Annotated in this window: 15 protein-coding genes; 13 read left to right on the forward strand and 2 right to left on the reverse strand. The window is 60.6% G+C overall.

Translation table 11 applies throughout. From position 1 onward, the window contains the following. Window positions 1-70: 70 nt before the first annotated feature. Together AC1ECK_RS11315 and AC1ECK_RS11320 are read left to right on the forward strand one after the other, a co-directional pair. Window positions 71-595, forward strand: a complete 525-nt coding sequence (locus AC1ECK_RS11315) for an NfeD family protein (RefSeq protein WP_480318956.1) — start codon at window positions 71-73, stop codon at window positions 593-595. Between the two features lie 27 nt (window positions 596-622). Further along, window positions 623-1,552, forward strand: coding sequence for an SPFH domain-containing protein (locus tag AC1ECK_RS11320; protein ID WP_480318958.1), 930 nt, complete (start codon window positions 623-625; stop codon window positions 1,550-1,552). A gap of 19 nt (window positions 1,553-1,571) precedes the next feature. Here AC1ECK_RS11320 and smpB read toward each other — a convergent pair whose 3' ends face one another. After that, window positions 1,572-2,018, reverse strand: coding sequence for an SsrA-binding protein SmpB (smpB, locus tag AC1ECK_RS11325; protein WP_090694127.1), 447 nt, complete (start codon window positions 2,016-2,018; stop codon window positions 1,572-1,574). Window positions 2,019-2,118: 100 nt separating this feature from the next. On the opposite strand from smpB, the gene AC1ECK_RS11330 reads away from it, so the two are divergent. Both AC1ECK_RS11330 and AC1ECK_RS11335 read left to right on the forward strand, forming a co-directional pair. Then, on the forward strand, window positions 2,119-2,556 hold the full coding sequence (locus AC1ECK_RS11330; RefSeq protein WP_137958683.1) for a type II toxin-antitoxin system RatA family toxin: 438 nt from the start codon (window positions 2,119-2,121) through the stop codon (window positions 2,554-2,556). Beyond that, entirely contained in the window at window positions 2,553-2,885 is a 333-nt protein-coding gene (locus tag AC1ECK_RS11335; protein ID WP_480318961.1) for an RnfH family protein, read from the forward strand. The genes AC1ECK_RS11330 and AC1ECK_RS11335 overlap by 4 nt, the downstream gene beginning before the upstream one ends. Before the next feature lie 95 nt (window positions 2,886-2,980). On the opposite strand, the gene AC1ECK_RS11340 is transcribed toward AC1ECK_RS11335, so the two are convergent. Further along, window positions 2,981-3,964: a DMT family transporter gene (locus tag AC1ECK_RS11340; protein WP_480318963.1), complete on the reverse strand. Its 984-nt coding sequence runs from the start codon at window positions 3,962-3,964 to the stop codon at window positions 2,981-2,983. A gap of 242 nt (window positions 3,965-4,206) precedes the next feature. Here AC1ECK_RS11340 and guaB point away from each other — a divergent pair, with 242 nt between their 5' ends. From guaB to AC1ECK_RS11385, 9 genes are all read left to right on the forward strand, one after another. Beyond that, the gene (guaB, locus tag AC1ECK_RS11345; RefSeq protein WP_480318965.1) at window positions 4,207-5,667 is read left to right on the forward strand and encodes an IMP dehydrogenase; all 1,461 of its coding nucleotides are present in this window, start codon (window positions 4,207-4,209) and stop codon (window positions 5,665-5,667) included. 6 nt (window positions 5,668-5,673) lie between these two features. Continuing rightward, entirely contained in the window at window positions 5,674-6,375 is a 702-nt protein-coding gene (locus AC1ECK_RS11350) for a hypothetical protein (RefSeq protein WP_480318967.1), read from the forward strand. Between the two features lie 209 nt (window positions 6,376-6,584). Next, complete coding sequence (gene guaA, locus AC1ECK_RS11355; protein WP_480318969.1) at window positions 6,585-8,168, forward strand: glutamine-hydrolyzing GMP synthase; 1,584 nt, start codon at window positions 6,585-6,587, stop codon at window positions 8,166-8,168. A gap of 490 nt (window positions 8,169-8,658) precedes the next feature. Next, a complete protein-coding gene (locus AC1ECK_RS11360) occupies window positions 8,659-9,459 on the forward strand; it encodes a hypothetical protein (protein ID WP_480318971.1) in 801 nt (266 codons plus the stop codon). 130 nt (window positions 9,460-9,589) lie between these two features. Continuing rightward, complete coding sequence (locus tag AC1ECK_RS11365; protein ID WP_480318973.1) at window positions 9,590-9,772, forward strand: hypothetical protein; 183 nt, start codon at window positions 9,590-9,592, stop codon at window positions 9,770-9,772. A 151-nt stretch (window positions 9,773-9,923) separates the two neighbouring features. Then, window positions 9,924-11,243: a hypothetical protein gene (locus tag AC1ECK_RS11370; protein WP_480318975.1), complete on the forward strand. Its 1,320-nt coding sequence runs from the start codon at window positions 9,924-9,926 to the stop codon at window positions 11,241-11,243. Next, window positions 11,240-13,234, forward strand: a complete 1,995-nt coding sequence (locus AC1ECK_RS11375; protein WP_480318977.1) for a hypothetical protein — start codon at window positions 11,240-11,242, stop codon at window positions 13,232-13,234. The genes AC1ECK_RS11370 and AC1ECK_RS11375 overlap by 4 nt, the downstream gene beginning before the upstream one ends. Before the next feature lie 137 nt (window positions 13,235-13,371). Further along, a complete protein-coding gene (locus tag AC1ECK_RS11380) occupies window positions 13,372-15,816 on the forward strand; it encodes a DEAD/DEAH box helicase (RefSeq protein ID WP_480318979.1) in 2,445 nt (814 codons plus the stop codon). A gap of 251 nt (window positions 15,817-16,067) precedes the next feature. Then, window positions 16,068-19,277, forward strand: a complete 3,210-nt coding sequence (locus AC1ECK_RS11385; RefSeq protein WP_480318981.1) for a DEAD/DEAH box helicase — start codon at window positions 16,068-16,070, stop codon at window positions 19,275-19,277. Window positions 19,278-20,133: the final 856 nt, after the last annotated feature.

The raw sequence follows: 20,133 nt of genomic DNA on the forward strand, positions 1-20,133 counted from the left end.
GTAAAATGCACCAGCTTCGTGCTATAAACACCTCGGTAGATCCGGGGTGTTTTGCTTTGTGGAGGTCGATGTGGCGCCTGGTGGACTGTTCTGGTGGATCGGGGCGGGCGTGCTTGTCGTGCTGGAACTGATGAGCGGCACCTTCTATCTGTTGATGATCGCGCTGGGTTTCGTGGCCGCCGCCTTGGCGCGCCTGGCCGGCGCCAATGCCGACGTGCAGTTCGCGCTGGCGGCAGTGGTGGCCCTCGTCGCGGTGTTCCTGTTGCGGCGTTCGCGCTTTGGTCGCAGACAGCGTAAAGAGGCCGCGCGCAATCCCGACGTGAACCTGGATATTGGTCAGACGCTGAGCGTGACCGGCTGGCGCGACCGGCGGGCGCGAGCCAACTATCGCGGCGCCGCGTGGGATGTCGAGCTCGCGCCGGGTGAGTCGGAAGACGCGGGTGTCTACGAGATCAGTGCGCTCGATGGCAGCCGTCTGATCGTGGTGGCGAGCAAGCGGCCTGCCGGTGGGCCTGAAAGCGGGTCTGCGAGCGCTTCGGCAAAGGGTTCCGCCGACGGCTCGCACACGCCTGGCCGTTCACACCAGGCACCATAACAACTTAGACAAGAAAATGGAGCAACCATGGATTCGACTATCGTCGGAGTAGTGTTTCTCATCATCGTGATCGTGCTCGCGGCGCAGACCATCAAGATCGTGCCGCAGCAGCATGCGTGGGTGATGGAGCGGCTCGGCCGTTACCACGCCACGCTCACGCCGGGCCTGAGCTTTGTCGTGCCGTTCGTCGACCGCATCGCCTACAAGCATGTTCTCAAGGAAATCCCGCTCGACGTGCCGAGCCAGGTCTGTATCACACGCGACAACACCCAGTTGCAGGTGGATGGCGTGCTGTATTTTCAGGTCACCGATCCGATGAAGGCGTCGTATGGCTCGAGCAACTTCGTGTTTGCGATTACGCAGTTGTCGCAGACGACGCTGCGCTCGGTGATCGGCAAGCTCGAACTCGACAAGACATTCGAGGAGCGCGACTTCATCAATCACAGCATCGTCTCGTCGCTCGACGAAGCTGCAGCGAACTGGGGCGTGAAGGTGCTGCGCTACGAAATCAAGGATCTGACGCCGCCGAAGGAGATCCTTCACGCGATGCAGGCGCAGATCACCGCCGAGCGTGAGAAGCGCGCGTTGATTGCGGCTTCGGAAGGGCGCAAGCAGGAGCAGATCAATATCGCCTCGGGCGGGCGCGAGGCGGCGATCCAGAAGTCCGAGGGCGAGCGCCAGGCGGCGATCAACCAGGCGCAGGGGCAGGCCGCGGCGATTCTGGCGGTGGCCGAAGCCAATTCGCAGGCCATCCAGAAGATCGCGGCAGCGATTCAGTCCGCCGGCGGCATGGAAGCGGTCAACCTGAAGGTGGCCGAACAATACGTAAATGCGTTCGCCAATCTGGCCAAGCAGGGCACCACGTTGATCGTGCCCGGCGATCTGTCGAATATGAGCGCGATGATCGCCTCGGCGCTGACTATCGTGAACAAGGGTAAGAGTCCCGAAGTGCGGTAACGCCGCACCGTGCGCGAGCTCAGGTCGGGTTGCGCATCAGCCGGGCCTTCTCGCGTTCCCAGTCCCGTTTCTTCTCGGTCTCGCGCTTGTCGTGCTGCTTCTTGCCCTTGGCGAGGCCGATTTCGCATTTGACGCGGCCGCCCTTGTAATGAAAATTTAGCGGCACGAGCGTATAACCCCGTTGCTCGACCTTGCCGATCAGTTTGCTGATCTCCTCGCTATGCAGGAGCAGCTTGCGGGTGCGCACCGGGTCCGGCGTGATGTGGGTCGACGCTTCGGGCAGCGGGCTGATGTGCGTGCCGATCAGGAACAGCTCGTTGTTCTTGATGACCACGTAGCCTTCCTTGATCTGGCCACGGCCGGCGCGCAAGGCTTTGACCTCCCATCCTTCGAGCACGAGTCCTGCCTCGTAGCGTTCTTCGACCGAATAGTCGTAGAAGGCTTTTCTGTTGTCTATGATGCTCATGAATGGAAAGTGCCCAACTCGTTTAAAATCACGATTTTAGCAAAGCGGGGCAAGGAAAGCCCGCAGCGCTTGTCCACCCTTGCCACGTGCTGTCCAATTTATGGCAGATGTCCAGAAAACCGTGTTGATACGCCATTCGGCGGAACAGATGTTCGACCTCGTTACCGATGTCGCCGATTATCCCAACTTCCTCCCCTGGTGCGGCGGGGTCGAGATCCGTCGCCAGGACGAAGATGGCATGGAGGCGAAGATCGACATCAACTTCAAGGGCATCAAGCAGCACTTCGCCACCCGCAACAGCATGAAGCGACCCGAGCGCATCGACATGGAGTTCGCGGACGGCCCGTTTCGCAAGTTCACCGGCTACTGGCGCTTTACCGCGTTGCGTGAGGACGCCTGCAAGATCGAATTCGCGCTGCACTACGAATTCACCAATATCATCCTCGAGAAGATCATCGGCCCGGTGTTCAGCCATATTGCCAACACCTTCGTCGAATCGTTCGTGAAGCGCGCCGACACGCGTTACGGTAAGGCATGAGCGCGATGCTGTCGATTGAAGTCTGCTATGCGTTGCCCAACAAGCAGGCGCTGATATCCGTCGAGTTGCCGGAGGGCGCCACCCTGCAGCAGGCGCTCGACGCCAGCGGCATCCTCAAGCGCTATCCGCAGATCGATCTCGCGCAGCAGAAGGTCGGCGTGTTCGGTAAGCTCAAATCGCTCGATACGGTGCTCGCCGACCATGACCGGGTGGAAATCTACCGTCCGCTGATCGTCGATCCGAAGGCGGCGCGCCAGCGCCGCGTCGAAAAGACTCGCAAGGAAGGCTCGATCGAAGGGCGCAAGTGGCAGAACCGCGATTCGCGCTAGGGCGGGCTGGTTAGCCAGCTAACCGACCCAGGTAACCGGCCTGGCCTGTGCCGCTCCGCCAGGCGCGCACTGTGCCGCACGAGCCAGCCGGGCGCTCAATGCGCCGACGCCTGCGCCTTCTCCTCGATCGGCACCGCTGCCGAATCGTCATCCGCGTGCTGGCGCACCGACCAGCTCACACCCGCCACGAGCAGCGCGATGGCCGCCATTTCCAGCGGGCGCGGCAGCCGGTGGTCGTAAATGAACGCATACAGCAGGGCGAACAGCGTTTCGAACACGATCATCTGACCCGAGAGCGTGAGCGGCAAACGCTTCGAGGCGGCGTTCCACAGCCCGTTGCCGAGCCACGACGCGCCGATCGCCAGTCCCAGATTGAGCATCCAGAAGGTTTGCCAGCGCTCGCCGCCGAGCGTCGTTTGCAGGTTGCCCGAGGGCAGCAGGGCGATCACGAGCCACAGCGCCGCGCCTAGCGCCCCCGTGACGACGCCCCACAACACCGACCACTCGTTGCCGCTGAAATGGTTCTGGCGCTGCAGATAGCGGGTGTTCTCGACCGCGAACCAGGTCCAGCAGGCGAGGGCGCCGACTGCGCAGGCGAGGCCGGCGACCTTGCTGAGGATGCCGGCGGGGGCGCCCGCCGCTCCCTCGGCCACGGTAAACACGTCGACATTGATACAGGCGATGCCCGCTAGCACCATCGCCAGCGGCCACGCGAGGCGGGCGAGCGGCACGGCGCCGTGGTCGTGCCGGCCGAGCAGGGTGACGGTGACCGGCAGCACGCCGACGATCAGCGACGACGGCGCAATCCCGATCAGGTGCACGGCGCTGGTCAGAAGAATGTAGTAGAGCAGGTTGCCGGCCAGCGCCAGCTTGACGAGCGCAATCAAATCCTCGCGGCTCAGGCGGGTGACGAGCGAGCGCGCCATCGGCAGGGCCGCGGCCAGCGAAACGAGACCGTACATCGTGTAGCGGCCCGCGCTTAGCAGCAACGGGGAAAAATCGGGCAGCATCCGCGGCACCAGAAATACCATGCCCCACAACGCTCCGGCCATGACGCCGTACGCTACACCACGCTGCATCGACTACTCCAACATAAAACTGAACAGGTGCGCAGCTTAACCGGGCCGCGGCGGGGCGTCTTGTTCGATCCTGCACTCGCCTGGCGAAACGAAACCGGATCGAACCCGACCCGAACGGCGAAGCGAAATTCCCCTGCGGAAAGACCCTGGAAAATCAGTGGAAATTCGCTAACCTGCTGTTCGTGCAGTGAAAACCGGGGAGGTATCGCGTATAATTCGCTTTTGCGCCTATAGGATTTGCCATGCGTCTGATCCAAACAGCACTCACGTTCGATGACGTGCTCCTCGTCCCGGCCTTCTCCGATGTTTTGCCGCGCGACACCAGCCTCAAGACCCGGCTGACCCGCAACATTTCCCTGAACATGCCGCTCGTGTCCGCCGCCATGGACACCGTCACCGAAGCCCGCCTCGCCATTGCGATGGCGCAAATGGGTGGCGTGGGCATCATCCACAAGAACCTCACGGCGGCCGAGCAGGCTCGTGAAGTCGCCAAGGTGAAACGCTTCGAATCGGGTGTGGTGCGCGATCCGATCACCGTGCCGCCGCAAATGAAGGTGCGCGACGTGATCGCCCTGTCGCAGCAGCATGGCATTTCGGGTTTCCCGGTGGTGGAAGGCTCGCAACTGATCGGCATCGTCACCAACCGCGATCTGCGCTTCGAAGAGCGTCTGGACGAGCCGGTGCGCAACATCATGACGCCGCGCGAACGGCTGGTGACGGTCAAGGAAGGCACGCCGCTCGCCGAAGCCAAGGCGCTGATGCACAGCCATCGTCTGGAGCGCGTGCTGGTCATCAACGACGCGTTCGAACTGCGCGGCCTGATGACGGTGAAGGACATCACCAAGCAGACCGAACACCCGGACGCCTGTAAAGACGAACACGGCAAGCTGCGCGCTGGCGCGGCGGTGGGCGTCGGCGAGGACAACGAAGAGCGCGTGGAACTGCTGGTGCAGGCCGGCGTCGACGTGATCGTCGTGGATACCGCGCACGGCCACAGCAAGGGCGTGCTCGAGCGCGTGCAGTGGGTCAAGAAGAACTTCCCGCATGTCGAAGTGATCGGCGGCAACATCGCTACGGCGGCCGCTGCCAAGGCACTGGTCGAATACGGCGCGGACGGCGTCAAGGTCGGTATCGGCCCGGGCTCGATCTGCACCACGCGGATCGTCGCGGGTGTCGGCGTGCCGCAAGTCACGGCCATCGCCAACGTCTCGGAAGCGCTCAAGGGCACGGGCGTGCCGGTGATCGCCGATGGTGGCGTGCGTTTCTCGGGCGACATCAGCAAGGCGCTGGCCGCCGGCGCGAACGCCGTGATGATGGGCAGCATGTTTGCCGGCACGGAAGAAGCGCCGGGCGACGTGTTCCTGTATCAGGGCCGCCAGTACAAGTCGTATCGCGGCATGGGCTCGGTCGGCGCGATGAAGGACGGCGCAGCAGACCGTTACTTCCAGGACAACTCGGCCAACATCGACAAGCTGGTGCCGGAAGGCATTGAAGGCCGCGTCGCCTACAAGGGTTCGGTCAACGCGATCCTGTTCCAGTTGATCGGCGGCGTGCGTGCCAGCATGGGCTACTGCGGTTGCCGCACCATTGCCGAGATGAACGAAAAGGCCGAGTTCGTGCAGATCACCGGCGCCGGGTTGCGCGAGTCGCACGTTCACGACGTGCAGATCACCAAGGAAGCGCCCAACTACCACGTGGACTAATCGCCCATGAAGCCACTGCTGCGCGCTGTATTGATCATCGATGCCTTGCTGTTGCTGGCGTTCGGCCTGCTGTTCCTGCTGACGCCCTGGACTTCGCTGTACAACGCGCTGCAACTGGTGCAGACCGAACCCACTCTGGTGGGGCAAGGGCTTGGCATCGCGCTGATCGGGCTCGCGTGGCTGGCTTTCCATGCGTCGATCGACGGCGCGCTGACCGCTACGGTCGCCAAGGTCGTCGGGCATGTGAACTGGCTGACGGGCCTCCTGATGCTGGTCTGGCTTATCGGCATGCACCGTCCCGAGTTGACCGGTTTCGGCCAGCTTGTCGCGGTGCTGGCTGGTGTGATTCTGGTCGTCGTAGGGTTGGGCGGCGTACGGTTGTCGGGCGCGGTACGGCGCCGCGAACGGTTGCGTCTCACCGAGGCCGCCGCTGCGGAACGTGCCGAAAAGCAGGCTGCGAAAGATGCCGCCAGAGGGCGTGATGCAGTGGCTTACCGGGCCGAGCCTGCGGTGCGGGATCCTGTCGTGGAACCCGTCGTGCCTCCTGCTACGCGTCCCGCCAACCCGATCAGTCCCGCCACCGGGCATCCGGTGGAACCGGATTTTGCCGCGGCAAATCGCCCGGGCACGCTTTCGGCAAGCGACGTCGAAGCGCGTAGCGACGCGGCCGATGCGCCTGGCGCGCCACGGCCGCCGTTTCATGGCTGAGGCCCGGAGCGCCGCGCCCCCTGCCGAAGCTTCCGGATTCCGTCTGCGCGCGTGCTGGATGCTGTGCCTCGGGTATCTGCCGCGATCGTGTCACACCACCGGAGCCCGCGCTGCCCGACATGGCTTCACGGCCGAGGCCGTTTTGAATTCAACGCCGCGCCTCGTGCGCGGCTTTCCTTATCCGTTCACTTTTGATTCCGTCCGCTGCCATGCATGACAAAATCCTGATTCTCGACTTCGGTTCGCAAGTCACCCAACTGATTGCACGTCGCGTCCGCGAGGCGAACGTGTACTCGGAAATTCATCCGTATGACGTCGATGCGGCGTTCATCCGCGACTTCGCGCCGAAGGGCGTGATCCTGTCGGGCGGCCCGAGCTCGGTCACCGAGACGGATACGCCGCGCGTGCCGCAAGCGGTGTTTGAGCTTGGCGTGCCGGTGCTCGGTATCTGCTACGGCATGCAGGCGATGGCCGAGCAACTCGGCGGCAAGGTCGACAACGGCCACGTGCGCGAATTCGGTTACGCCGAAGTGCGGGCGCGCAACCATACGAGCCTGCTCGAAGGCATTAGCGACTTCACCACGCCGGAAGGTCACGGCATGCTGAAGGTGTGGATGAGCCACGGCGACAAGGTGCTGGAAATGCCGCAGGGCTTCCAGTTGATGGCGTCGACGGAATCGTGTCCGATCGCCGCGATGGCCGACGAAGCGCGCCACTTCTACGGCCTGCAGTGGCACCCGGAAGTCACGCACACGGTGCAGGGCCGCGCGATGATCGAGCGCTTCGTGCTGAAGATTTGCGGCGCGCGCTCCGATTGGGAGATGGGCCACTATGTCGACGAGGCGGTTGCGAAGATTCGCGAGCAGGTCGGCAACGAGCACGTGATCCTGGGGCTGTCGGGTGGCGTGGATTCGTCGGTGGCCGCGGCGCTGCTGCATCGTGCGATTGGCGATCAACTGACCTGTGTGTTCGTCGACCACGGTCTGCTGCGTTTGAACGAAGCCGAGCAGGTGATGGCGACGTTTGCGGATCACCTTGGTGTGAAGGTGATTCACGTGGACGCGAGCGAGGTGTTCCTGTCGAAGCTCGCCGGCGTGACCGATCCGGAAGCGAAGCGCAAGATCATCGGCGCGGAATTCGTCGAAGTGTTCCAGGCCGAAGCGGCCAAGCTGACGGACGCGAAGTGGCTGGCGCAAGGCACGATTTACCCGGACGTGATCGAATCGGCAGGCAAGGGCAAGAAAGCCACGCAGACGATCAAGAGCCACCACAACGTGGGCGGTTTGCCGGAGACGCTGAATCTGAAGCTGCTGGAGCCGCTGCGCGAGCTGTTCAAGGACGAAGTGCGCGAACTCGGCGTGAAGCTCGGCTTGCCGCCGGCGATGGTGTATCGCCATCCGTTCCCGGGCCCGGGTCTGGGCGTGCGGATTCTTGGCGAAGTGAAGCGTGACTTTGCGGATCTGCTGCGCCGGGCGGATGCGATTTTCATTGAGACACTGCGTACCTTTGTCGATAAGGAAACTGGTAAGTCGTGGTATGACTTGACGAGCCAGGCGTTCGCGGTGTTTCTGCCGGTGAAGAGCGTCGGTGTGATGGGCGATGGGCGAACCTATGAATATGTCGTGGCGCTGCGGGCGGTGCAGACGCAGGACTTCATGACCGCGCACTGGGCGCATCTGCCGCATGAACTGCTCGGGCATGTGTCGAACCGGATCATTAATGAAGTGCGGGGGATTAACCGGGTTGTTTATGACATCTCGGGGAAGCCGCCGGCGACGATTGAGTGGGAGTGAGTCCCATTTTTGTGCATGGCCTGGCAATATCAGGCAAGTGCAGGCACTAAATTGACCCAAGCCCGCGATTCTGCGGGCTTTTTCATTCCTGTCGCTATCGAAAATGCCGCGGCAACGCAAAGCACGGTCAAGGAAATCTTTTGCGTGATACAGGTAGCGGTATCAGGCTTTTGCTGACGACGCGGTTGGCCGATACCATCAATTGATGGCGCAGGCGGAAGCCTCAAAACATCCAGCATAGACCTATACAGACACGACTCACCTGAACTCCTCGTTCGGGCAGTACGTAATGGGATGGGCGCTTATGTGAACAGGCTTAGCGCCATTTCAATGGAGAAATTCTGCTTGTGGCAGCAACAGCGTGGAATCATTTTGCGGGAAGCTGAGGGTTAAGATGCGGATTGTCCTGAAAGAGTCCAGATTTTCAGTTAGCGCGGCATGTGGTTTCGAGGATCCGCTTGCCGCAGACGAATCAATGCTGAGTTGCGACATGCCAATCGAAGACTTCCTAGATCAAACTCTCAGTCGTCTTGAGCAGTTCTATTCGGAGATGCAGCCATTCGCGGGGACTGTGGTTTATCGCGACATTGGACCCCAGCGCCAGTTTCGGCACGTATCCCTCACTGATTCCCTAGCCTGCTACTTGAAGGGTATCAAGATCATATCGACGCTTCGCGCATGCGTACTACTACTGCGTCATGGCTACGCGCAGGAGGTTGGTGCTCTCTGTCGAATGGCTGATGATTTTTGTAACGAGATTTTCTTTTTGCTGGTTCCACAGGGGCAAGCAGGCTGCAGCGATGACCAAGTCAAATTCTTGGAAAATTTCTATCAGGAGGAGTTCGAACGCCCCGATGATCCACTTCGCTCGCCTCAAAAGCGAGACACTGTGCCGGCAAAAAAAATACATGCAACGTTCGGGAAGTTAGCCGCTGATGAATTGAACCCATCTGATGCACAGGAACTCCTTCGCACGGTACAGCAAGCATTCTCCGGCTATGTACACGGAGCATACCCGCATATCATGGAATTATTCGGTGGAGACCCGCCGTGCTTTCATATGTCTGGAATGCTAGGTACACCTCGGATCGAGGAGTGGCGAGCCCAATTGGTCGGCTACGTCCATCGGTCGATAATGATCACGATCTTCGTCGCACGAAAGCAAGGCGTAGCTTATTTGGAGGCTCCGCTCCGAGCATTTCTAACGGACTTCGAAGGACATACTGGCACAAAGCCGACCGGTCATGCGAGCAAGATGTTGGCCGAATATAAGAAGGGTCGTGCTACCTAAAGAACCCTTTCCATCTCAGCGAGTCGACACGACCTGTGCGCTACTCATGCCCAAGCTATTTGCGAGTGACTGCCCATTGCCGCAGAAGGTTGCGTATCTCTGCATCATAGTGACTCAGTCCCATGAACTCTTGTCCAAGACCAAGGAGATGGGCGAGCGCTGCGTTCGCGACCAAGAGGGTAGGGCGAAGATCGGACTTGTCGGGATGGAAGATCATCCCGATTACTTCTTCGTGTTCGCTCTTGTCGAAGTGTCGATGACGTGCGCCAAGGGGGATGTGCGCACCGTGGCTGGATGGGAGTTGAAACGATAACAACGTCAGTATATGCGATTTAAAGGCTGTGCGTGCTCGCGACGATTAGACGCGACAGGCATTCAGAAGTGGGCACAGGATGTCGATAAACAGAATAGCGTGAATGAGGCCGCAACGCATTGAAAACCAGAAAAATCTCGAGGGACCAAGTATGACTTTGACCTGGGGGCTGATCGGCCCCGGCGCGTTGCCGAGAGAACGGCGTGTGCGAACGCTGGGTGTCGCAGCGTCTGTGAGGCGCTTCAATGAATCGGCTGTCCCGGGACTTGGGGGCGTCTGGTTCGGCAAACAGCTTTTTCTTGCGACCTTGGGCGTCAAGGTTGCAGAACTCGCAACCCGGCCCAAATGGACCGTCACCAACATCGAAACGGCCAACGCGATCGAGGCACTGGCCTGTTGGCTCGACTTCAAGGCCAACAACTGGGAACCCGATTCTCGTCGACGTGGCGTCAACAAGATGAAAGGCAAAACCGACCTCGCATTTCGCCATCTGCGGGAGCAAAAATTTTATGTCACGCAGCCCATGCGGATGTCGACCGTCGAAGCGTTGCCTGCGCTAGGTCTCGTCACGGCAACCGGGGCGCGCTTTAACACCTTCAAATGTTCGCAGGAAGGCGAAGAATTCCTGGGGGCCGCGTGTGGAGACTGGCGTCCCCATAATAGAACCGTGATCGACCATCTGAAGGAGTGGGCTTCGTCGAACGATTTCGACAAGGTCGGAACGGACCCTCTGCAGGCAGCGTTGTCGCCGACCCAGCCGTTGCCCGAGCGCGCCCGTGTATTGCTGAAGGAACGACTCGTGCGCGGCGCAGGAACGGAGACCCCGCAGGCCAAACAGCGGCGTCAGGCTGCGCTTGCATGGGTCGAGTCGATCAGGGCGAAGCCGGAGACCGCACTTGGCTGGGACACTCGTCCATTCGAGATCAGCGAGCCCCAGCACTGGGCCGATATGCGCGCGGGTGCCTTGTTCGTGGTTGCCAGAGATGCCGCGATCGCGGCGCTGGATGCGCTCGAATCCTGCATGGCGAGGGACGGCACAGGACAGCGGCATGCGCTGCGAAGTCCCGTTCCGGCTGCCGTGGAAACGAAGCTCACCGAACTCAAGCGCGCCGCGGACGACTTTCTGCGCGTCAACCATCCTGACCGCGAGGCCAATGAATTCTGCATCGCATGCAGCAGCGGAAATTCCGCCCAGGTATTGGAACGCCTCGTCTCTCTCGATGGACGCGTGTTGCGTCTGAGAGGCAATGAGGTCGTGCCCGGGCCGGCATTTCAGGGTGTTGCCCAGGCATCGACGCAGCCGGTGGACGACGGCGAGCAGGGCGACGATGCCGCGGTTGCCGTGCCTGGGATTGTGTGGCCGCTGGGCCTGTCTTTTCGCGTGAAGAATCTGTTTCTGCTCAATGCGGATCTGCGCGGCGAACTCGATCAGTGGCTCAATCTTGTGCCGACGCTCGAGGAGGCCGCATGAGCAAGTCAGGAAACAAGCTGGTTCGTCCCACGCTTGCCCAGTGTTTCGAGGGTCCGGACGCCGATTACCTGGGCAGCTTTGGGTGGATGTGCGGCTACTCCGCGGATGGCGATTTTCTTAATTTGGCCATCGAGCTATTTACTCGCCGGACCCAACTTCAGCGTGCGCATGGCGGTTCCATTTCCCTGGCGCTGATGCTTGATACCGGTAATGCTCCGCTGTCGCTTCTGGCGGTTCCCGGCGTTGCCCACTTGCCGTTATTGAAGCTGAGCGAGAAGCCCTTTTCGTTGTTGCACGCGAAAGTGGCGCTGCTTGGATTTCGCCATCGCGATGACGCGAGCGACTGGATCGTGCGCCTGATCGTCTCCACAGGGAACTGGACCCGGGAGACGATGGAAGAGAGCCTCGACCTTGTGTGGAGCATCGACGTTCGCAGCGACGAACTCCACGCCTTGAACGAGGATACGCAGCAGCGTTGCGCAGACATCAAGGCCGCCCGTTCATTACTCGACTGGCTATCGAAGCGGTTCGATACGCGCTTGCTCGACATTCGTTCGCAGTCGCTGCAAAGCGAGACGGGAATCGTCATGCAGCGATTCGACGAATGGATCGACCGCTGCGACAAGGGGGCGGGCGAGTGTTCGCCACGCTTCTTTGACAGTCGTGAGCAATCGTTGCTCTCGCAACTGCCTGACAAGATTCGCCTTACCGGAATCCGGAATTCACGCAAATGGTTGGCGATGGGGTCCGGATTCTATGAGGGGGCGGCCGAGCCGGGCGCCGTACCGAAGGTGTTGTCCGACATCCTCCAGACGCTTCAGTCCGCGCAGTTCCTGTCAAACGATCCCAAGGTTGACGTCTTCGTCAATGTGGACGCCTGTCAGGCGATTGCGCTGTCGGCCACTGCCCTGGCCAAGGCCAGGATCACGGTAAGGGCGGCTGGTCAGCCGCGGGTTCTCTTCGGTGAAGACAAAGAGCGCACCCTTCACGCCAAATTCCTGCTTGGCTACAACTGTCAGCAGAACTCGAGGTTCTGCCTCGATGCCTGGCTCTATATGGGCTCGGGCAACCTGACTCAACCCGGATTCACGAAGGCTATGCATCCCCGGGCGGGCAATCTGGAGGCGGGCGTCGTGTTCGCCCCGGGACGATTGCTATGGAAGCCGGACCTTCCACTAGAACAGGTCGTTGAAAACGTCTTGCCGGTTCAATGGGACGACTGCGTCGGCCCGGGCCGCTTGCAAGCCGGCGGTGAGATTCCGGAGCGCCCGGATGCGTACGTTGCCCCGCCCGTTGCATGGCTTCGGTGGCAGTCGGGAGAGGCTCAAACAGGTGCACTGGTCGCAGGCAACGAGGCTGGAGAGATTGAGGTACTGAATGGTGAGGGCGCGCTCTGCGACAGGGACGGCGACCGATTCCTCTGGCCCGCCTCGCGGCCCCGCGTGGTTAGCGTGAGTTGGCGCGTGGATGGTCAGGCGCACCTGGCCGAAGTGCCGGTTGTGGACGAGTTCGGCCGTATTGCTGCGACCCCGCTGCCAACGCTCGAGGTGACGGACGCATGGTGGCATCTGGCGAATTTCCCGCTGCCGCCGAACGAGGAGGATCCGTCAGTCGAAGAAACGGGGGCGGCCGAGTTGTCGGCGCGGAAAGCGGGTCATGCGGATCGTGGCGCATCGAGTTACGCCGTGCGGCAGATGATGGAGTTCATCGAACAGGTGGCCGAGCGCCAGACCTCGGTTGCCGAATACGAATGGACTGCATGGTGCTGCAGATTGCAGCAGACCCTTATGCTCCTTGCCGATAGCGAAGGGGTCAAGGTTTTTCGCGAGCTTGAACTGAATCCCCTTAGCCCATTGAAAGTGCCGTCGTTCCGTCCCACGTTTGCAGAATCGAAACAGAAGCCGGCGGGCGAGACTTATGAAGCGCTGCTCGATTCCATCGCGCAGAAATGGGGAGTGGGTGATCTGTTAGCGATCGGAGCAGCGTCATGAAGCAATCATTTGCAGGTTGGGCCGCTGTCGCAAGGAATCTGCGCGAGATCGCGGCGGCCAGTTCGAGTACGGGATGGCTCAATGAGGGACAGCGCGCGAGTCTGAATCAGATCGCGCAACGCCTTCCGGGCAACGGCGTGGTGATTGCCGACGAAGTCGGAATGGGCAAGACGCGCATCGCGACGGCGGTTTCCCGCAGCGTGATTCAAGCGGGTGGGCGAGTTGCCATTCTGGTGCCGCCGGGACTGCCGTTCCAGTGGAAAGCTGAACTCGCTGACGCCGGCATCAAAGACGTACCGCTCTTGCGAAGCCTTTGGCAATACCTGAGGGCTTGGGATACCGAGACTCAGGACGAACCGCAACCGTGGTTCGATCACAACGTGATAGTCATCTCGCAGGCATTCGCTAACTGGCGTCTGGGCGAGAAGAGCGATCCATGGCGATGGGCCTTGTTGCCCGAGTTGTACGCTCGCTGGTATAAGCACCGCAAAGCGAAAGTCCCCTATGGTTTTCACCGTAGCGAGGAACTGTACGCAGCGTTGCCTCGTGCTGCCGCCGGCAGCATCTTCGAGGGCATTGTGAATGCATCGGGCGAGTTTCCGCGGCAATTGATCGAGGAGCTTTTTGCGCAGACACCCTGGCCTGGCGCGCTCGATGCCGGGGCCTACCAGCGCGACGCGCAATTGAGGCCGTGGCTGGAGCGCGCCGTAGGGTTGGGACTTGGCACATTCGATCTGGTGATTGTCGACGAGGCCCATAAGAGCCGGGGTGCGGCAAGTATCCTGAACTCGTTGCTCGACCGGGTGGTGTTGCGTAACGAATCTTCCCGATGCCTTGCGATGACCGCCACGCCGGTCGAGCTCGACGTAACCGACTGGAAGACCATTCTGAAGCGTATAGGTGTCGACTCTGATACGATCGCGGACCGGATCGACGCCTATGCGAGAGCCGTCAAGGAGGTCCGTCAAACGCCGCTCGACGCGCACACGCGGCACACCTACAAGCTTGCCGCAGACCGCTTTCATGCGGCGCTGCATCCGTTCCTGCTAAGGCGCGACAAGCGGGAGGACGAATACGTTCGATCGTTCGCGCACTATGCCAAAGAACCGACGCATGCTTACCGGAGAGAAACCGAGATTGTTGTCGATACGGCCTCTCTGGAACCGTCGTGGAAACGCGCGGTGTGTGCCGCCGAAGCGCTCTCGGTGGTGATGCATCAGTCTAAAGGCCAGCAGGCGAAGCGACTGCGTTTGACGCTCGGTAACGGCCACGGTATTGCAGCGCTGCTGCGTTTGAATGCGCAGGATGCGCCGTGCGACGTCGACACGAATCAAGCGAAGGAGGCGGCCGAGGAACCCGGTGCTGAGGTCAGCGAGAAGCGCGACCAGCGTGCGGCCTGGTGGATGAATGTGCTTGCCGAGGCCTTCAGCCGCGATGGCGATGAGCTATTCGATCATCCGGCGATTCTTGCGGCCATCAAGGAAATCGAAGCGATCTGCGACGATGGTGAAAAGGTCCTCGTATTCGGACGTTTCACCGCGCCGATGAGGGCGCTGGTCGATTTGCTCAACGCGCGCGCGATGCTGGCCAGTCTTGCGATAGGCCAGTCCTGGCCACAGACGACGTTGTCCGATAGCGAGTGGGCCGCAGCGCAGGCGGCGCACCGTCAGTTGTGCCGCCAGGGCGAGCTGCAACGCGAGGAGCTCGAGTCGGAGCTTGCCGCGCAATACAAGGACGTCGAGCGGAAAAGGCGGAGCTTTCGTACCCAATTGCTTGCCCAACTCGAGGCGGGCCTTGCGGGCTATGCGGGCGCGTCGCTGGCAAAGCAGCTATTTGCAGCGTTTAAGAATACGATCGCGGATGCCGTCGCGGACGACGAAACCTCACAGCTTGCGTTGGTGGCTCGTGCGATGCAGGAGTGGCTCGGTTCCGACGAGCAGGCGTGGCAGCCTCGCGCATTTGCCGACGCATTCGTGGAACTGGTCGACGCCTCGGTAGATCGGGGCGATGACGACGAAGGCGACACCGAACTCGACGAAGGCGATGCGATGACGTTGTGGACGCGGGTCGTCGATGAACTCAACAGCCCGCAGGGAGGCTTTGCCCGTCTGATGAACGGCGACACGTCGCCGCGCACGCGCCGGCTTCTGCAACTCGCGTTCAATCGCGAGCATAGTTTCCCAAAGGTTCTCGTGGCACAGTCCCTCGTGGGGCGTGAGGGTCTCAATCTTCACAAGGCGTGCCGAACGGTGGTGCTACTCCATCCGGAGTGGAACCCGGGAGTGGTCGAGCAACAGATCGGCCGGGTGGATCGCATCGGGAGCTTGTGGCAGAAGAGCCTCGAAAAATCCATTGAGGATAAGGTGGAACCCGGCAAGCTCCCGCGTATCGAGATTCGTCCGGTGATATTCAAGGGTACTTACGATGAGTGGAGCTGGACGGTGCTGCGAGAGCGTTGGGACGACCTGCGCGCGCAGCTGCAGGGCGTGGTGATCTCGCCTGCGACGGCCCGCCGTTCGGCAGTGCCGCCGGAGATCGTGGAGGAGATCAACAGCGCGGCGCCGAATTTCTCGCCGAGGTAGTCCACGCCTGGCCGTCCCGGCCCCGCAGTCGACAGTACGTGCAGGAAGGGCCGACGCTCGGCGTCGGCGCTGCCAATAGTCCGAGACACCGCCTGCTATGAGATTCTGACAATGACGGTGCGGAGTCTACAGGCTCACCCACAGCATCGGTACCCTTTGCATTGTTATGCGTTACCCTTTACCGGGTTGCGTATGAGCAGGCCATATATAGGTTAATCTAGCTGCTTCCCGACGATGTTGCGTATCCCATTGTGACGATTCAAAAGATATCCCGAATCCTCGATTACTGGCACAGCGTCGAATTTTTCAACAGCTACAGCCTCGATGATCAACTCGAGGAAGCCAGAGAATCGAACCAGAGAACGGTTTGCATCCGGACGACGACCACTGGGTTGATTCATGGGTGGGACGAGGTGTCCGGGCGCTCGGGAGAGCTGTACCTTGTTCCGTTTGATGTGGCGCAGGCGACGTCTGTGGTCGAGCATTATGTCGCGGCAAGGTCGAAAGCACGTTCTTTGATCGAGCAAATTCGCGATGATGAAATGGCCCCGGAAGGGTTGACGTGCTTTGCGAAAGTGAAGCTGGGACAAGGTGGCCGGGTGAGTGCCGATAGCCTCAGCGTGTCAGCTTTGCCATGGGCGCTGGGCCGCCTGCAAAGTGGGGAACTGGAAGATCTTTGTGCTGACTCGTTCGAATCGAGCCTGACAGCACTCAGGGATGATCTGGTGGCGCTTGTCGCCGAGGACAAAGCCTTCGATGCGACGCAGTTGATTGCGATGGTGCAGCGGCTTCATGAATGGGCGCGCTACAAACCTGTCAGTGATGGCCTTGCGTGGGTGGTCATATCACCGGTGCGAGCACAGCCGACAGGGGCGCAGACCCGCCGTACGGATGAGGGCGCAGCGGCAAGGCAGTCCACCGATGCATCGGCGGAGGAGCAGCAGGAGGCTGATGAGGAGCGGGACCTGCCGATCCTGAACAGCTTCTACGTTCATGACCTGATCCAGGCGCAGCGCGAGTTGGACGGATCGCGCGTGCCGCGTGCTCTGAAGGCCTATCTCTCTCTGCAGGACACATCGAAGCTCGATCTGGATGCGCCTGACGGCCAGCGGACCATTCTCGAGACGCTGCGACCTCGCAATGGAATCGAGGGGCGTTGGCCATCGCCCGTTGGCCATTTTCAGGCGCTGATGCAGCAATACGCGCTGAACCGGATGAAGACCCTCGGAGAGGGCGAAATTCTAGCGGTGAACGGCCCGCCGGGTACCGGAAAGACCACGCTGCTTCGGGATCTTGTTGCCCATCTCGTGGTTGAGCGGGCGGGGGTATTGGCGTCGCTTGGTAGTGCTAGGGACGGCTTGTCCGGTTCGACCATCGATGCGGTCTTCGCGGGTGGCAAGTCTTATATGCTACCGGTGCTGTCAGCGGAGTTGACGGGATTCGAGATCGTGGTGGCCTCGAGCAACAACGGAGCGGTGGAAAACCTGTCGCTCGAACTGCCGCAGAGTCGGCACCTCGATCCCGCACAACTCGATACGCTGGGTTACTTCAAGCCTGTCGCAACCCGCTATGCCGGCACCCATGCGACGAAGCAGTGGAAGACTCCCAAAGAGCCTGTGTGGGGGCTGGTATCCGCTGCGCTGGGCAAGCGGGACAACCGCACACGGTTTGGCGACGTGTTTTCGAACCGCGCCGCGAAGCCGGATGAGCGGCCGGGCGACCGGTTTCTCCGGAACGAAGAGGTCGATTTATCGAGCTGGGACGCGGTGGGCGCGATGACCTACTGGCGGTATCGTGAACAGGCGCGTGGCACGCGTCCGGGTTTTCGTGCGTCGCAGGACCGCTTCAAGGCGGCGCATGCGGCCTGGCAGACAGAGCACAGGCGTCTCGAAGCGCTTGATGCCGCGTTGACCGAACTGGAGGGAAAGTGGGCAAAGGTGACGCAACGTTGTCCCGATCTGTTTCATCCGGATACGAGTGACGCGACGCTGGATCGCTTGAGCGAGATGGTGCGCGAACTGGATAAGGAGGCAGACCTGATCGGGCAACGCCTTGGTCCGCCGTTTATCCGCTGGCTGTCCAGATGGTTCCGCCCCGGTCAGTATCGGCGATGGTGCGAGACTGCGGAAGCCGCCTTTTCCTTTCGTGTCGTGTGCGACAGACTGCGGACCATGAGGTTGCTGCTGGCGCAGACGGAGGTGACCATATGGGAAGGCACCGAGCTTGCAGAGGAAGCCTGCCAGGCCCGGGCCTTTTGGCAGGGTGAAAAGCTGAATAGCTTGCGCAACGAGCTCTTTTCAGCCGCTATGGCGTTGCATGAGGCATTCTTTCACGAGGTCCAAACGAGGGATCTGGTGTTCGCGCTGTCGAAGATGCTTTCGCGAGGTCCAATTGGCGAGGCGCGCAAGGTACTTTGGCAATGGTTTTTCATACTGGTGCCAGTGGTTTCGAGTACCTTCGCGTCGTTTCGGCGACAGTTCGCCGGGATCGGGCCGGAGGAACTGGGCTGGCTGATCGTCGACGAAGCCGGGCAAGCTTTGCCGCAGGCGGCCGTTGGCGCGATCATGCGCGCGCGGCGCGTCGTGGTGGTGGGAGACCCTCTCCAGATCGAACCGGTCGTCACGCAGTCAACCCGTCTGTTGATGCGCCTTGGCGAATACTGGCTGCAGGAAGCTCGGCCACGTTATGCGGTGGACGCACAGTCCGTCCAGACTCTGGCTGACCGGTGCTATCCATACGGTGTGCGGCATCCGCTTGAGCGCGATCAGTTCATTGGTATTCCGCTTGTCATGCACCGACGGTGCGCGAGCCCGATGTTCGAGATCGCCAACGCTATTGCATACGATGGACGAATGAAGCATGCGAAGAAGGGCATGCCCTCCGCACATCGGGTGCTCGGTCATAGCGCATGGTGGCATGTGGCCGGCGATAGCAGTGATGGAACTAAGTACGTCGTCACGCAGGGCCAGCGCGTATTTGAGGCACTGGTCAGGCTGTACAGCGAAGCGCCGGATCTGACTGACCCTAAGCGGCCACAACTACCGGATGCGTTCGTCATCACGCCGTTCCGGCAGGTCAGAAAGGGGCTGAGTGCGCTTCTGGGCGATCATGATGCGTGGCGTGCCGCACTGTCCGGAACTGGACGAGGCGTGCCAGACAAGCTGGCGGAATGGACAAAAAAGCGGATCGGCACGGTCCACACTTTCCAGGGTAAGGAAAGCGAAGTGGTCTTCTTCGTTCTGGGTTGTGACGCGGAGCAGAGCGGAGCGATAGATTGGGCTGCTGCAGCCCCGAACCTGCTCAACGTTGCGGTTACACGCGCGAAAAGCTACCTGTACATCATTGGCGATCGTGATCTGTGGGGGCCTCACCAATATTTTGATATCGCACTTGCGATGCTTGATGCACACAGGCAGGTTTGCATGTCGTACCCGGCTAGCGTGGGTGCTCATGCAGTGTAGATGATAGCGGGGCGCCATCCAGCAACACATGGAACGAACAACTCGCAATCACAAAAAGGGGGCAGTGGTGTCCAGGCTTCTGTCCGCCCTGAAAAGTACTCGTTGAAGCTGGCCACTGCGTTTCGCCCACGGAGGTTGCAGCACGTATCGCATGCTTTTTTGGCCGACGGCGTGGCCGGAGTTAAGAGCATGGGTTCTACTAGCTCTGCCAGGATTTCGTTGGAAAGTGCCTGACGGTATCCCTGCAGAAATCGTCCTCAAATGCCCAGTGTTTGTGATCGTTCAACGACAGCGCAGTTTGATTCTCCGATGCAGCCTGTCGAAAGCTGATAACTGCCGACTGGGTTTTTCGGTATCGGTGACGGTATCGTCGGATACACGAGCTCGCGGCAACCCCGTCCCCGCAAGGGTGTAGCCACTGGATTGACGACTGAGTGGGAATAGGGGTGGTAGTAATTCCGTTTTAAATCAATAGGTTGCGGTGGCTGAAAAATAACACTCGCCAAATTCTAAATTTGCGAAGATCGGTTAGCAACCTGTTGAGAAATTCGGAGATTTTCTGTCCATCTGACTTTCCTAGGCCCCGCGAGCTCAATTTTGGCAGCATTTCTGACGGTATTCACGAACGTCTCCATAGAGGCGCGCTTGATGCCGTCAGAGAGATCATTGGTATCTGCGACGGCATCTGGAACAGGGTGACAGGCACTTGACCATTGCTACGTCGATGACGGTGGGAGGCACGGTTTGTGGAGGCGCTCGGAACCCCCGTCAAAATTGCAGAATTCTGGGCTGTAGGTAATAAGGATTGCCATTCATTGAAGGCGGTTCGATCGCTCATTGAGCGCTCCATGCTGCA

Source organism: Paraburkholderia sp. SSBN10T (assembly GCF_056619545.1).